Source organism: Komagataeibacter melaceti (assembly GCF_003403295.1).
GTDB lineage: Bacteria > Pseudomonadota > Alphaproteobacteria > Acetobacterales > Acetobacteraceae > Komagataeibacter > Komagataeibacter melaceti.
In genome coordinates this window covers 1-14146 of the sequence record NZ_QUWV01000209.1, presented here as the reverse complement: position 1 = coordinate 14146, position 14146 = coordinate 1, and the positions used below count along the sequence as shown (strand labels likewise).

The window sequence follows — 14146 nt, the reverse complement described above, 5'->3', positions numbered from 1 at the left end:
GTGAAACTGAGGTTCCGCACTGGTGTTTCCGGCTTGCCGGATCAGGCGGACGCAGCCTGCATCGACGCTCCGCAATGAGGCGGAGCCACTCATTTTCGTGTCGGCTGCCTGTGAAAGAGGAGAATCTCCCCTTGAAACAGACAGACAATCTGTCCGAATCCCCGTCCTTCGCCGACCGGCTTGGCATTCCCGCCCCCCTGTTCTGGGGTTTTGTCGGCCTGCTGTTCTTCATGATCGGTGACGGGGTCGAGGCTGGCTATCTGGCCCCCTATCTTGAGGGGCATGGTATCTCATCGCGTGACACCGCGCTTCTGTTCACCATTTATGGCGTAACCGTCTCCCTGTCCTCATGGGCATCGGGGCCGCTGTCCGACCTGTGGGGCCCCAAGCGGGTCATGTGGATCGGGCTTGGCATCTGGGCGGTATTCGAGGTGGCGTTCCTGACCTTCGGCGTGGCGGTGAACAGCTACCCGATCATGCTGGCCGCCTACACCATGCGTGGTTTTGGCTACCCGCTGTTCACCTACGGCTTTCTGGTCTGGATCGCGGCAGCGACCCCGCCGCGCCAGCTTGGCTCGGCCGCCGGGTGGTTCTGGTTCGCCTTCTCGGGCGGGCTGCCCACGCTGGGTTCGCTGTTCGCCAGCTTCACCATTCCGCTGATCGGTGAGATGGCGACGTTCTGGTCCTCGCTGGCGCTGGTCATGTTCGGTGGCCTGCTTGCCCTGATGATGACGAATGAACCGACCGGCATGAAGCGCCTGGCCACCCCGGGCACGCCTGTCGGCACGATCTTCTTCAGCTCCATCAGCATCCTGTGGCGCGAACCCAAGACGTTCATCGCCATGCTGGTGCGCACCATCAACACGTCGTCGGAATATGCGTTCCTGGTGATCATGCCGGCGTTCTTCACCAAGCAGATCGGGTTTTCGCTGTCGCAGTGGCTTCAGCTCCTGTCGCTGATCTTCCTGTCGAACATCCTGGTCAACCTCATGTCCGGCATGACGGCGGACCGCCTTGGCCACCGTGCGGTCGTGGCGATTGGTGGTGGCATCGGCGCCGCCATTACCGTGCCGCTGTTCTATTATGTGCCGCAGATGTTCCCCGGCAACTTCACCATCGCCGCCATCATGGGCGTGCTGTATGGCGCGACGATCGCCGCCTTCGTGCCGCTGTCGGGTCTCGTGCCGCAGATCTGCCCCAAGGAAAAGGCCGCCGCACTGTCCGCCCTTGGGCTGGGTGCCGGTGCGAGCACCTGGGTTGGCCCGGCCATCGTGACGTGGTTCGAATCCTGGCACGGGATTGAGGGGATCATCTGGATCTTCTGTGGCCTGTATGTGGCTTCCGCCGCGATGACGATGGTCCTGACCATCTCACCCGAGGCGCGCCGCCATCTGGATGAAGCCGCGATGCGTGGCGACATTGCCGAGGAACTGACCGGTCACTGATCGGTTCGTTCTTCCAGCCTGACTGACTTTGGGGCCTGCCATTTCCGGCAGGCCCCTTTTTTTATGCTGAGAAAATGCGGGCACAAAAAAAGCCGGGGCTGAACCAGCACCCGGCTTTCTGTTGTGTTCAGATCCCGCGTTCGGGTCGCCTGCGCGGGGAGCGCTGCGGCCCGGTGCCGGTGCTGCCCGAAGGCGCGCGGCGTTTCGCATCGGTTTTCAGGGCCGGCGCGGCGCTGATTTCGCTTTCAAGCTGGCGGATGCGTTTCTGCACGCTTTCGCGCAGGGCAGGGGATGTGTGCGATTTCATCGTCGCCAGCGTTTCACGCAGGTCGCGTAGCTGTTTCTGCTTTTCAGGCAGCGAGCGACGGATCGGCTGGTTGTCGGACATCTGTCCGTGGAATGCGCGCATGATAGGTATCCTGTGGACCTCGGGTCCAGGAAATGAGTTGCCAATTAACCATGTGGTTGGAAAGACGCGCGGCACGTAATGCGCCCCTGCCCGCCGGTCAGGGCGGGGTGGACGGGCGCGGTATGTGGTGAACCGGGGGCTGGTCAGCCCCTGTTCTGCGCAAGCACTTCGGCCAGCCCCGTTATCAGGGCCTGACATTCGGCGTCCGTGCCAATGGTGATGCGTAGCCATTGCGCGATGCGCGGGGTCCGGAAATGGCGCACGATGATCGCCCGCTCCCGCAGGGCGGATGCCAGATATGCGCCATCACGGTCCGGATGCCGGGCAAATACGAAATTCGCCTGTGACGGCAGAACCACGAACCCCATCTTCCCCAGGCTGTCTGTCAGCCTGTTCCGGGAGCTTATGATCTTCTCACGGGTTTTGGCAAGCCATTCCCGATCCTCGATCGCGGCAATGGCCCCGGCCTGCGCCAGCCGGTCCAGTGGATAGGAATTGAAGCTGTCCTTTACCCGCGTCAGCGCCGCAATCAGGTCGGGCTGGCCAATGGCGTAACCCACCCGCAGCCCCGCCAGCGCGCTGGATTTGGACAGCGTGCGCACCACCAGCAGGTTGGGGTGCCGGGCAACCAGGGCAATGGCCGTCTCGGCCCCGAAATCGACATAGGCTTCGTCAATCACCACCACCGCATCGGGGTGGTCGGTCAGCAGGGTGCGTATGTCGTCCAGCGGCAGCGCCATGCCGGTCGGTGCGTTGGGGTTGGGGATGATGATGCCGCCGCACGGCCTGCGGTAATCGGCAATGTCGATGTGCATGCCCTCATCCAGCGGCACGGTCTCATGCCGGATGCCATACAGCCCGCAATAGACGGGGTAGAAGCTGTAGCTGATGTCAGGGAACAGCAGCGGGTCATCATGGTTGAGCAGCCCCTGGAACGCATGGGCCAGCACCTCATCCGAGCCATTGCCCACGAACACATGGTCGGCCGGCACGTCATGCGCGCGCGCGATGGCGGCGCACAGCGCGTGGGCCGTGGGGTCGGGGTAGAGGCGCAGCGTATCGTCGGTTGCGGCCCGGATGGCCTCGAGCGCTTTGGGTGAGGGGCCGTACGGGCACTCATTGGTATTGAGCTTGATCAGGTTGGCCAGTCTGGGCTGTTCCCCCGGCACATACGGGGTCAGGGTGTGAACGACAGGACTCCAGAAACGGCTCATCAGGGGGAATTCCAGCTTGGTCAGGGTATGAACGAAGGCGCGCCGCGCGGCATGGCGCGGGCGGCGCATGGTGTCGGGTGGCGCGATGGGGAAGGGCGGGCGTTCAGCCCCGCACGGGGGCTTTCAGGCGGTCCATGGCGGCCAGCAGGGCCGTGTTGCCCTGGCGCGTGGCGAAGCTGCGGGCACTGATACCCTCCCCGTCACGCAGGTCGGGATCGGCGCCGTGTTCAAGCAGGAAGGTGACCATGGAGTCGCGGTTGAACATTGCCGCGAAAATCAGCGGCGTGCGGCCGATATTGTTGGGCACGTCAATGCCCGCGCCATGTTCGAGCAGGATGCGCGCGCATGCCAGATCCCCCTTGAAGGCGACACCGGCCAGCGCGGTTGATCCCTTGTCATCACGCAGGTCCGGCTTCGCCCCGCCAGCCAGCAGGGCGCGCACCGTCTCGGCATGGCCGTTATAGGCCGCGAGAATCAGCGCGGTGTGGCCCTTGTCATTGCGTATGTCCGGGTTGAGGCCCGCATTCACGAATTCGGTCACAAGGTCGGTCTGCCCATCGCGCGCGGCGGACAGGAACAGGGCCTCGATTTCCGCATTGCTGAAGGATTCGGGGGCTGCGGCCTGGTCGCCGCTGGCGATTGTATCGGTCATGTGCCTGCCTGACTGGTCGGGTTGTGCAAGATGGGGGCTGCCCCTGCGGGCGTGGCGCATCATAGGATGGTTTGGCTGAAAAGAACATCGGGCAATCATGTGGCGGGAGGTGGCCGCCATGCCATGTTGCGACATTCCCCATGCGCCAGCACGTCCATGCCCCGCGCCGTGGGGCCTGCCGCGCGCATGGCGGCGCGCAGGCGCTGGACGGGCTCGTCCATCGGTTCATCCGTCAGGCGGAAGGTGCCGAAATGCATGCCGATTCCCTGCTCTGCCCCCAGTTCGTGCAGGCCGGACAGCGCTTCCTCCGGTGTGGTGTGCACCCCGGCCATGAGCGCACGCGGCGCATATGCCCCGATGGGCAGCAGCGCGATGTCCGGCGCGCCCAGGCGCGCGTGGATCAGCGACCAGTGGCGGCCATGGGCCGTATCCCCGGCGAAGAAAAGCTGATGGCCCGCCCCGTCGCGCAGCATGAACCCACCCCACAGGCTCTTATTGCGGTCAAAGGGCGTGCGGGCGGCCCCGTGGCGGGCCGGGGTGCAGGTCACGCGCAGGCCGGGCACGCCCACGTCCTGCCACCAGTCCAGTTCCATGATGCGGCGCAGGCCCGTCGCGCGCATGAAGCGGGCGTTCCGCAGCGGGGTGACCACCAGCGGGTCATCTCCCCGCCGCGCCAGCGCGCGTAGCGAGGGCAGGTCCATATGGTCGTAATGGGCATGGGAGACCAGCACGACATCAACCGGCGGCAGGTCCGCCAGCGCCCGCCCCGGTGCGCGCACCCGTTTCGGCCCCATGAATGACAGCGGCGAGCAGCGCGGCGAGAAAACCGGGTCGGTCAGCACACTCAGCACCGTGCCATCAGGCCGGGGCAGGCGGATCAGGAACGTGCTGTGGCCGATGAACGTGATCTGCACCGTATCAGGCGCGGGCGGGGCGTACGGGTCGCCCATGGGGGGCGGGTTCTCGATCCAGCGCGGCCAGTCCGAGCGCGGGCGGCTGAACTGCCATTTCATGATGGCCTGCCAGCGCAGGCGCGCAGGTGGCGCGTTTGCGGGACGGATGGCGGCCGGATTGAAAAAACGGATGCCATCGGTGTGATCGCTGGCGGGTAACAGCGGCATGCACGACCTCCCTGACCGTGGTGTGTCCTGACGCGACAGGAGAGGGATGGCGGGTGGCTGTGTCAAATTCCGGGCAGCATGGGGCAAGGCTGCAACCGGCCTGTGGCGCCTGCGCTGGTACCAGGTGCAGGCCCGCCAGATGGCTGCCCGGCGAATGGCGCCGGTAACGGCTTGATGAGATGGCTTGTTCCGTCCCCAAGGTCGTGAGAAGGTGCGTGCCGACAAAGCCTTTTGACCTTGCACCCCCATCCTGCCCGCCGGGCGGGACGGGTCGTATGGAAAGAAAAAGAAGAAAGGTTGTCTGGCCCATGTCTCTGGCCTGGTCGGGGCAGGACGACAACCATGGCTGTAAGGAGGCCGGTTTTTATGCGTTCCCTGTTTACATCTCCCCCGATGGCGCCAGAAGGAGGCGGCAGCATGCCCACTAATATCGATACGCTGTGCATCAACACCATCCGCACGCTATCCATGGATGCGGTGCAGAAAGCGAATTCCGGCCATCCGGGTACCGCCATGGCGCTTGCCCCCGTGGCCTATACGCTGTGGCGTGATGTGCTGAACTACGACCCGGCCGACCCGCTGTGGCCCAACCGTGACCGTTTCGTGCTCTCCATCGGGCACGCATCCATGCTGCTGTATTCGCTGATCTACCTGGCGGGCATCCGCGATGTGCGCCCCGGCAAGCCCGCGGCCAACCGCCCGGCGCTGACGCTGGAAGACCTGGAACAGTTCCGCCAGCTTGATTCGCTCACCCCCGGCCACCCGGAATACCACCACACCGCCGGTGTCGAGACCACGACCGGCCCGCTGGGCCAGGGCTGCGGCAACTCGGTGGGCATGGCCATTGCCGAAAAATGGCTGGCGGAGCGCTACAACCGCCCCGGCTTCAAGCTGTTTGACCACCACATCTATACGCTGTGCGGTGATGGCGACAACATGGAAGGCATTTCCAGCGAGGCCGCGTCCATCGCGGGGCACCTCAAGCTGGGCAACCTTACGTGGATCTATGACAGCAACCAGATCTCCATCGAAGGCTCGACCAACATCGCCTTCACCGAAAGCGTGCACAAGCGCTTCGAGGCCTATGGCTGGCACGTCCTTGAACTGAAGGACGCCAACGACACCGGTGATTTCCGCCGCCTGCTGGCCGAGGCGAAGGCCGAGACCTCCCGCCCCACGCTGATCATCGTCCATTCCATCATCGGCTGGGGCGCGCCGCACCTTGCCGGCACGGCGGAAGCCCATGGCGCGCCGCTGGGTGTGGAGGAAATCCGCGAGACCAAGAAATTCTACGGCTGGCCGGAAGACAAGAGCTTCTATGTGCCCGAGGGCGTGCCCGAGCACTTCCAGCAGGGAATCGGCCCGCGTGGGGCCGAGGCCAGCAAGGCGTGGAAAGAGCTGTTCGCCGCCTATCGCGCCAAGTTCTCCGATGCGGCGAAGCAGCTTGACCATATCTTCGCCGGCACCCTGCCCGAGGGCTGGGACGCGGACATTCCGGTGTTCGACGCGGATGCCAAGGGTGTCGCCTCGCGCGCCAGCTCGGGCAAGGTGCTCAATGTCATCGCGAAGAACTATCCGTGGATGATCGGCGGCTCGGCCGACCTTTCGCCCTCCACCAAGACGCACCTGACATTTGATGGCGCGGGTGATTTCCAGCCGCCGCAGTGGGGCGGCAGCTATGGCGGGCGCAACCTGCATTTCGGCGTGCGTGAACACGCCATGGGGTCGATCAGCAACGGTCTCGCGCTGTATGGCATCCGGGCCTACTGCTCGGGCTTCCTGATCTTCTCCGATTACATGAAGCCGCCCATCCGCCTGTCGTCGCTCATGAAGCTGCCGGTGACCTACATCTTCACCCATGATTCGATCGGCGTGGGCGAGGATGGACCGACCCACCAGCCCATCGAGCAGCTTGCCCAGCTTCGTGCGACCCCCGGCGTGACCGTGCTGCGCCCCGCCGATGCCAACGAGGTGGCGGAAGCCTGGCGCACGCTGATCAAGATCACGGACCGCCCCAGCGTGCTGGCGCTGAGCCGCCAGAACCTGCCCACCATCTGCCGCAAGACCTATGCGCCTGCCACGGGTCTGGCAAAAGGGGCCTATATCCTTGCGGATAGCGAGGGGCGTCCCGATGTCATACTCATGGCAACGGGCAGCGAGGTCGGTCTCATCATCAAGGCGGCGGAAAAGCTGAAGGCGGACGGCATCAAGGTGCGGCTCGTCTCCATGCCGTCGTGGGACCTGTTCGAGGCCCAGCCCAAATCCTATCGTGACAGCGTGCTGCCGCCGGACGTGACCGCGCGCGTGGCGGTGGAACAGGCGGCGCAGCTTGGCTGGGACCGCTACACCGGCCTTGCGGGCGAGACGATCGTCATGCACGGCTTTGGTGCCTCCGCCCCGGCGGAGAAGCTGGAGGTCAAGTTCGGCTTCACGGTCGAGGCCGTCGTGGCCGCCGCCCGCAGGCAGGCCGGGAAATAAAAGGGACGGCAGGGCGGGCGGGGCTTTGCGTTCCCGCCCGCCCCGTCGTGGAACGTCAGGCGGCGCGGTCCCTCCCGCCGCCGGGAAGCAAAGGAAGCACAGCCATGAGTGCGACAGCCATGAATGCGCGTGAATCTGGTGAAGAAAATCCGTTGAAGGAACTGGCCCGTTACGGTCAGTCCCCCTGGCTGGACTTCATCCAGCGGTCCTATACCGAAAATGGCAGCCTGAAAAAACTGGTGGATGAGGACGGCCTGAAGGGTGTGACCTCCAACCCTGCCATCTTCCAGAAAGCCATGGGGCAGGGCACGGATTACGACGCGCAGATCCGCTCGGTGCTGGAGCACCGCATTGTCGATGCCGGGACGCTGTACGAACTGCTAGCCATTGACGATATCCGCGCCGCCGCGAAGGTGCTGTACCCCGTCTATGAACAGACGAAGGGCGTGGACGGTTATGTCAGCCTTGAGGTCTCGCCCTATCTGGCGCGCGACACGGCCGGCACGCTGCACGAGGCCCGCCGCCTGTGGAAGGCGGTCGATGCCCGTAACCTCATGATCAAGATTCCCGGCACGGATGAAGGCGTTCCCGCCATCCGCACCGCCATTGCGGACGGGCTGAGCATCAACGTCACCCTGCTGTTCTCCTTCGATGCGTACAAGAAGGTGCTCGAAGCCTACATCGCCGGGCTGGAAGACCGCCTGGGCCGTGGCGAGAGCGTGAAGGGCATCGCCAGCGTCGCCTCCTTCTTCGTCAGCCGCATCGACGTGAAGATCGACAAGGAAATCGACACCCGCGTCGCCGCTGGTGACAAGGAAGCGGCCAGCCTCAAGGCCCTGCGCGGCAAGGTTGCGATCGCCAACGCCAAGATGGCGTATGAATACTGGCGCGAAGTCACCGCCAGCCCCCGTTGGAAGAAGCTGGCCGATGCCGGGGCCATGCCGCAGCGCCTGCTGTGGGCCAGCACTGGCACGAAGGACAAGTCCTTCAGCGACGTGCTGTATGTGGACGGGCTGATCGGCCCCGAGACCGTCAACACCATCCCGCCTGCAACGTTCGACGCCTTCCGTGACCACGGCAAGGTGGCCGAGACCCTGACGCAGGATCTGCCCGGCGCGCGCAAGGTGCTGGCGGAAGCCGAGCGCCTTGGCCTTGATCTGGCAGGTGTAACGAAAACGCTGGTGGATGAGGGTGTTGCTTCCTTCGCCGATGCGTTTGACGACCTGCTGGGTTCGGTCGCGGCCAAGCAGGCGGCGTTCCTGGGCAAGAAGGTCACGTCCACCGCCCTCAAGCTGCCGGCCGATCTGGACAAGGCGGTCAAGGCGGAACAGGATGCATGGCGCAAGGCCGGCAAGGTCCGTCGCCTGTGGAACAAGGATGCCAGCCTGTGGACCGGGCAGGACGAGGCAAGCTGGCTGAAATGGCTGGACATCACCGATGACCAGATCGCCGCCCTGTCGAAGTTTGAGGAATTCCAGGCGGAGGTAAAGGCGCGCGGCTTCCAGCATGCGCTGCTGCTGGGCATGGGTGGCTCCAGCCTTGGCCCGGAAGTGCTGGCCCAGACATTTGGCAAGCATGAAGGTTTCCCGTATCTTTATGTCCTCGACAGCACCGACCCGCAGCAGATCAGGGATTTTCAGGACAAGATCGACATCAGCAAGACGCTGTTCATCGTCTCGTCCAAGTCCGGCGGCACGCTGGAGCCGAACATCCTCAAGGCCTATTTCTTCGATCAGGCGAAAAAGGTGCTGGGCGACAAGGTCGGATCGCACTTCATCACCGTGACCGATCCCGGCTCGCACATGGAAGACGTGGCGAAGAAGGACGGTTTCTGGAAAATCTTCTACGGTGAAAAGCAGATCGGTGGCCGTTATTCCGTTCTGTCCGATTTCGGTCTGGTGCCTGCCGCAGTGGCGGGCCTGCCGCTGAAGCTCCTGCTTGAATCCGCGCAGCGTGGTGAAAAGTCCTGCGCCGCCTCCGTCCCGCCTGCGCAGAACCCCGGCGTGGTGCTGGGCAGTGTGCTTGGCGTGGCCGCGCGTGATTTCGGGCGTGACAAGGTGACCATCATCGCGTCCCCCGGCATTTACGACATGGGTGCATGGCTGGAGCAGCTTCTGGCGGAATCAACGGGCAAGGACGGCAAGGGCCTGATCCCCATTGATGACGAGACGATCGGCAAGCCCGATGTATATGGCAAGGACCGTGTCTTCGCCTACCTGCGCCTGGCTGAAGATCCGTGCCCCCGGCAGGACGCGGCCTTCGCCGCGCTGGCCGAGGCGGGCGAGCCGGTGGTGACCATTGAACTGCATGAGCGCCGCCAGGTGCTTGAGGAGTTCTTCCGCTGGGAATTCGCCACCGCCGTGGCCGGTTCGATCATCGGCATCAATGCCTTCAACCAGCCTGATGTCGAGGCCTCGAAGATCGAGACCAAGAAGATCACCAACGCCTATAACGAAACCGGCAAGCTGCCGCCTTACGAGCCGTTTGCCAAGGATGGCCCGTTCTCCTTCTATGCCGACCCGAAAAACGCGGCGGCGCTGAAGGCTGGCACGACGGCGGAGGCGATCCTCAAGGCGCATTTCGCCCGTGCCGGGGCGGGTGATTACGTGGCGCTGCTGGCCTATATCGACCGTGACATGGCCACGCGCGAATGGATACAGAAGGTGCGGCTGTCCGTGCGCGATGGGCTGAAGGTCGCCACGGCGGCCGAATTCGGCCCGCGCTTCCAGCATTCGACAGGGCAGGCCTACAAGGGCGGGCCCAACACGGGTGTGTTCGTGCAGATCACCTGCGATGACGTGGTGAACCTGCCGGTGCCGGGTGAGAAATACACCTTCGGCATCGTGAAGGAAGCTCAGGCCCGTGGTGACATGGAGGTGCTGGCCGAACGGGGCCGCCGCGTGCTGCGCGTCCATATCCACGGGGACCTGAAAGCAGGTCTTGAAAAACTGGGGCAGGATATCGCCCGCGCGGTCTGAACCGTGATTTCCGACCCGCCTTTTCTCACGAAAAGGCGGGTTTCTTGATAGCGGTCATTGGGAAATGGCCATGAAGGCTATAGGGATGGACCCCTATCCCATCTTCAGGAGTATTTTATTATGCAAATCGGTATTGTTGGTCTTGGCAAGATGGGCGGCAACATTTCAATCCGCCTCACCCGCCATGGTCATGACGTGGTGGCCTATGATCGCGATCCCGCCGTTACCGCGAAAGTGTGCGAACAGGCCGAAGGTGGCCGGGCCACGGCGGCCACCGGGCTTAAGGACATGGTTGGCAAGCTGTCCGGCCGCAAGATCATCTGGCTCATGCTGCCCGCGGGCGAGGTGACGGAACAGGCGGTGCAGGAACTCGGCACGCTGATGGGGCGTGGCGATATCGTGATTGATGGCGGCAACTCCTTCTACAAGGATGACATCCGCCGCGCCGCCGAACTGGCGAAAAAGGGCATCGACTATATTGACGTGGGCACGTCCGGCGGTGTGTGGGGGCTGGAACGCGGCTACTGCATGATGTACGGCGGCACCAAGGAAGCGACTGACCATATCGATCCCATCCTGTCCGCCCTGGCGCCGGGGATCGGTGACATCCCGCGCACGCCCAACCGCGACAAGCCCGGCTTCGACCCGCGCGCCGAGCAGGGCTACCTGCATTGCGGTCCCGCCGGTTCCGGCCACTTCGTGAAGATGGTCCATAACGGCATCGAATACGGCATCATGCAGGCCTTTGCCGAAGGCTTCGACGTGATGAAGTCCAAGAACTCCACCGACCTGCCCGAAGACCAGCGTTTTGACCTGAACGTGACCGACATTGCCGAGGTCTGGCGCCGTGGCAGCGTGGTGTCGTCTTGGCTGCTCGACCTTTCGGCCAGCGCGCTGGCGGGCAACCCGGACCTGTCCAACTACAAGGGCGATGTGGCCGATTCCGGCGAAGGCCGCTGGACCATCGAGGCCGCGATCGAGGAAGCGGTGCCGGTTCCCGTCATCACCGCATCGCTGTTCACCCGCTTCCGTTCGCGCACCGGCAACAACTTTGCCGAGAAGATGCTGTCGGCCATGCGCTTCGGCTTTGGTGGCCACATCGAAGGCACGAACAACTGATCCGAGACCCGGTCGGTTACTGACCGGGTCCCCCGGGCGCCACCATTCCCGCCCCCGGCTGCTTTCCGGAAAAGACAGCATGACAAGACTGCGTTCGGAACAGCCGGAAGGGGGATGCTGGCGGAAAACAGTTCAGGAACGGTAGCAGACATGGAAAATATTATCGCCTCAGCGGTCTCGCAGGTGGGGGATTCCGGCACCGAAAACGCGCCCCGGCGCTGTCCGCCGGGATCATTCGTCATTTTTGGCGGGGGTGGGGATCTGACGCATCGCCTCCTGCTTCCCGCCATCTATAACCTCGCCTGCGCCGGGCTGCTCGATGATGGGTTCAGTGTCGTTGCCGTTGACCGCGCGGACCTGACCGATGCGCAACTGCGCCAGAGCATGTACGTGGCGCTGGAGAATTTCGTCGCCCGTCGCGGGGCCGAGGCCGTGGCCCTGCGCGCGGATATATGGGACTGGCTTGCGCCGCGTATCCGCTACGTGCGCGGTGATTTCGAGATCGGGCAGACCTATCAGGACATCTCCACCATCGTGGGGGACCGGAACTGCATTTTCTACCTTGCGGTGGCCGCCCTTTTCTTCGGTCCCATCGTGGACCGGCTGGGTGAGGCCGGCCTCGTGCGTGAGGGGCGCAATGCCTTCCGCCGCGTGATCGTGGAAAAGCCGTTCGGCCATGACCTGCCCTCGGCCATAGCGCTCAATACCCGGCTGCTGGATACGCTGACCGAACAGCAGATTTACCGGATCGACCATTATCTGGGCAAGGAAACGGTCCAGAACATCCTTGCCCTGCGTTTTTCCAACGGGTTTTTCGAACCCTTGTGGAACCGCCAGAACATAGACCACGTCCAGATCACCGCCGCCGAGACGGTCGGCGTGGAACAGCGCGCCCGGTTTTACGAAGGCACCGGCGCCGTGCGCGACATGGTGCCCAACCACGTCATGCAGCTTCTGGCCATGACGGCGATGGAAGCACCCATCTCGTTTGATGCCGACGCCGTGCGCAACGAAAAGACCAAGGTTCTCGACGCCATCCACACCCTGTCACCCGATGACGTGGTGCGCGGGCAGTACGCCGCAGGCACGGTAGGGGGGACGGAAGTGCCCGGTTACCGGCAGGAACCGGGTGTTGACCCCCATTCCCTGACCGAAACCTACGTGGCCATGAAATTCCAGATCGACAACTGGCGCTGGGCCGGTGTGCCGTTCTATGTGCGCACGGGCAAGCGTCTTGCCGCGCGCAAGACCGAGATCGCGATTCACTTCAAGTCGGCGCCGTATGCCCTGTTCCGTGATACGCCGGTGGACCGTCTGGCCCCCAACATCATGGTCATGCACATCCAGCCCACCGAGGGTGTGACCATGCAGTTCTCAGCCAAGATTCCCGGCCCCGCCGTGCGGCTGGGCGGCGTGCGCATGAAGTTCGATTACGCCGAATGGTTCAGTGAAGGCCCCAGCACCGGATATGAAACCCTGATCTATGACTGCATGATCGGGGATGCGACACTGTTCCAGCGCGCGGATAATATCGAGGCCGGATGGCGGGCCGTACAGCCGGTTCTGGACTGGGGGCAGGACAGCCAGACGCTCGCGCTCTACACCGCGGGCAGCGAAGGCCCCAAGGCCGCCGATGCGCTTCTGGCGCGTGACCACCGTCACTGGCTGAAAATTGGATAATCCGCATGTCCGTATCCGTTTCCCCCGCAGGCGGCGTACGCCTTGTCGTGTCCGATATTGATGGCACCCTCATCACCCCCGAACGCGAGATCACACCGGCTGCCCACAAGGCCGCCGATGATTTGGGGCACGCGGGCATACGCCTGAGCCTTGTCAGCAGCCGCGCGCCGCGCGGGATGATGCAGTATGTCCGGGCACTGCGCATCAGCACTCCCATAGCGGGGCTGAATGGCGGCCTGATCTGTAATGCCGACGGCACGATACGCGAACGCCTGTCACTTGCCCCGGAAGCCGTGCACAGGGCGGTGGAATTCCTGATCGCCCATGATGTCGAACCCTGGCTGTTCATTGGCCATGACTGGCTGGTGCGCAAGATGGATACCCCACAGGTCCGCCATGAGCGTGAGGTGGTGCAGACCACCCCGGTGCAGGTGGCTGATTTTGCCGGGCATTACCACGATGTCGGCAAGATCATGGGTGTCTCGCCCGACACCGCGCACCTGCCGGTGGTGGAGCGTGAATTGGCGGCCCTGCTGGGGGGAGAAGCCAGCGTGCATCGCTCCTCACCCATCTATCTGGACATTACCCATCCGCGCGCGAACAAGGGATACGCGGCCAAGGAACTGGCGCGCCTGCTGGATATCAGCATCCATGAAACGGCATGCATAGGCGATATGAACAACGACATTCCCATGCTGAAGGAAGCTGGTGTCAGTATCGCCATGGGCAACGCACCGGAGAATGTGAAAGCCCAGGCCCGTTACGTGACCAGGCCCAACACGCAGGATGGATGGGCGCATGCAATGGAAAGTTTTGTACTGTCCCGCGCATGATGTCGCGGCACATAAGGGAGACGAGTAAATATGCCTCAGGACGCAGCTAAACCATCAGCCAGTCAGATTAAGCTTGTACTGGCGGATGTGGACGGCACGCTGGTCACGAAGGACAAGATCCTGACGCCGCGCGCGATCAGGGCGGTCGAACGCCTGCGTGAGCGCGGCATCCTGTTCACCATCACCAGTGGCCGCCCGCCCAAGGGCATGAAGATGG

At 63.7% G+C, this 14146-nt stretch carries 12 protein-coding genes; 8 read left to right on the top strand and 4 right to left on the bottom strand.

Annotation, left to right across the window (positions count from 1 at the left end; all coding sequences use genetic code 11):
* The first annotated feature begins 131 nt into the window (after positions 1–131).
* Positions 132–1445 carry an MFS transporter gene (locus DY926_RS16200; protein ID WP_116704288.1) on the top strand — a complete coding sequence of 438 codons (1314 nt, stop codon included), beginning with the start codon at positions 132–134 and terminating at the stop codon, positions 1443–1445.
* Positions 1446–1572: 127 nt separating this feature from the next.
* On the opposite strand, the gene DY926_RS16195 is transcribed toward DY926_RS16200, so the two are convergent.
* The 4 genes from DY926_RS16195 to DY926_RS16180 all read right to left on the bottom strand — a co-directional run bounded on the left by DY926_RS16195 (position 1573) and on the right by DY926_RS16180 (position 4841).
* Positions 1573–1854 (bottom strand): hypothetical protein, encoded by a 282-nt coding sequence (locus DY926_RS16195; protein ID WP_116704287.1) that lies wholly within the window; start codon positions 1852–1854, stop codon positions 1573–1575.
* Positions 1855–1997: 143 nt separating this feature from the next.
* Positions 1998–3068 carry a histidinol-phosphate transaminase gene (gene hisC, locus DY926_RS16190; protein ID WP_116704318.1) on the bottom strand — a complete coding sequence of 357 codons (1071 nt, stop codon included), beginning with the start codon at positions 3066–3068 and terminating at the stop codon, positions 1998–2000.
* 103 nt (positions 3069–3171) lie between these two features.
* Positions 3172–3720: an ankyrin repeat domain-containing protein gene (locus DY926_RS16185; RefSeq protein WP_116704317.1), complete on the bottom strand. Its 549-nt coding sequence runs from the start codon at positions 3718–3720 to the stop codon at positions 3172–3174.
* Positions 3721–3815: 95 nt separating this feature from the next.
* Positions 3816–4841, bottom strand: coding sequence for an MBL fold metallo-hydrolase (locus tag DY926_RS16180; protein WP_116704286.1), 1026 nt, complete (start codon positions 4839–4841; stop codon positions 3816–3818).
* Positions 4842–4887: 46 nt separating this feature from the next.
* On the opposite strand from DY926_RS16180, the gene DY926_RS18035 reads away from it, so the two are divergent.
* The 7 genes from DY926_RS18035 to DY926_RS16150 form a co-directional block, all read left to right on the top strand.
* On the top strand, positions 4888–5016 hold the full coding sequence (locus DY926_RS18035) for a hypothetical protein (RefSeq protein ID WP_274541814.1): 129 nt from the start codon (positions 4888–4890) through the stop codon (positions 5014–5016).
* A 191-nt stretch (positions 5017–5207) separates the two neighbouring features.
* Positions 5208–7319 carry a transketolase gene (tkt, locus tag DY926_RS16175; RefSeq protein ID WP_116704285.1) on the top strand — a complete coding sequence of 704 codons (2112 nt, stop codon included), beginning with the start codon at positions 5208–5210 and terminating at the stop codon, positions 7317–7319.
* A 119-nt stretch (positions 7320–7438) separates the two neighbouring features.
* Positions 7439–10297: a bifunctional transaldolase/phosoglucose isomerase gene (locus DY926_RS16170; RefSeq protein ID WP_116704316.1), complete on the top strand. Its 2859-nt coding sequence runs from the start codon at positions 7439–7441 to the stop codon at positions 10295–10297.
* A 120-nt stretch (positions 10298–10417) separates the two neighbouring features.
* Positions 10418–11416, top strand: coding sequence for a phosphogluconate dehydrogenase (NAD(+)-dependent, decarboxylating) (gene gnd, locus DY926_RS16165; RefSeq protein WP_116704284.1), 999 nt, complete (start codon positions 10418–10420; stop codon positions 11414–11416).
* A gap of 150 nt (positions 11417–11566) precedes the next feature.
* Positions 11567–13096, top strand: a complete 1530-nt coding sequence (gene zwf, locus DY926_RS16160) for a glucose-6-phosphate dehydrogenase (protein ID WP_116704315.1) — start codon at positions 11567–11569, stop codon at positions 13094–13096.
* Positions 13097–13101: 5 nt separating this feature from the next.
* Entirely contained in the window at positions 13102–13929 is an 828-nt protein-coding gene (locus tag DY926_RS16155; RefSeq protein WP_186336206.1) for a Cof-type HAD-IIB family hydrolase, read from the top strand.
* Between the two features lie 30 nt (positions 13930–13959).
* On the top strand, positions 13960–14146 hold a 187-nt coding region (locus tag DY926_RS16150; RefSeq protein ID WP_148707834.1), incomplete at its 3' end, for an HAD family hydrolase.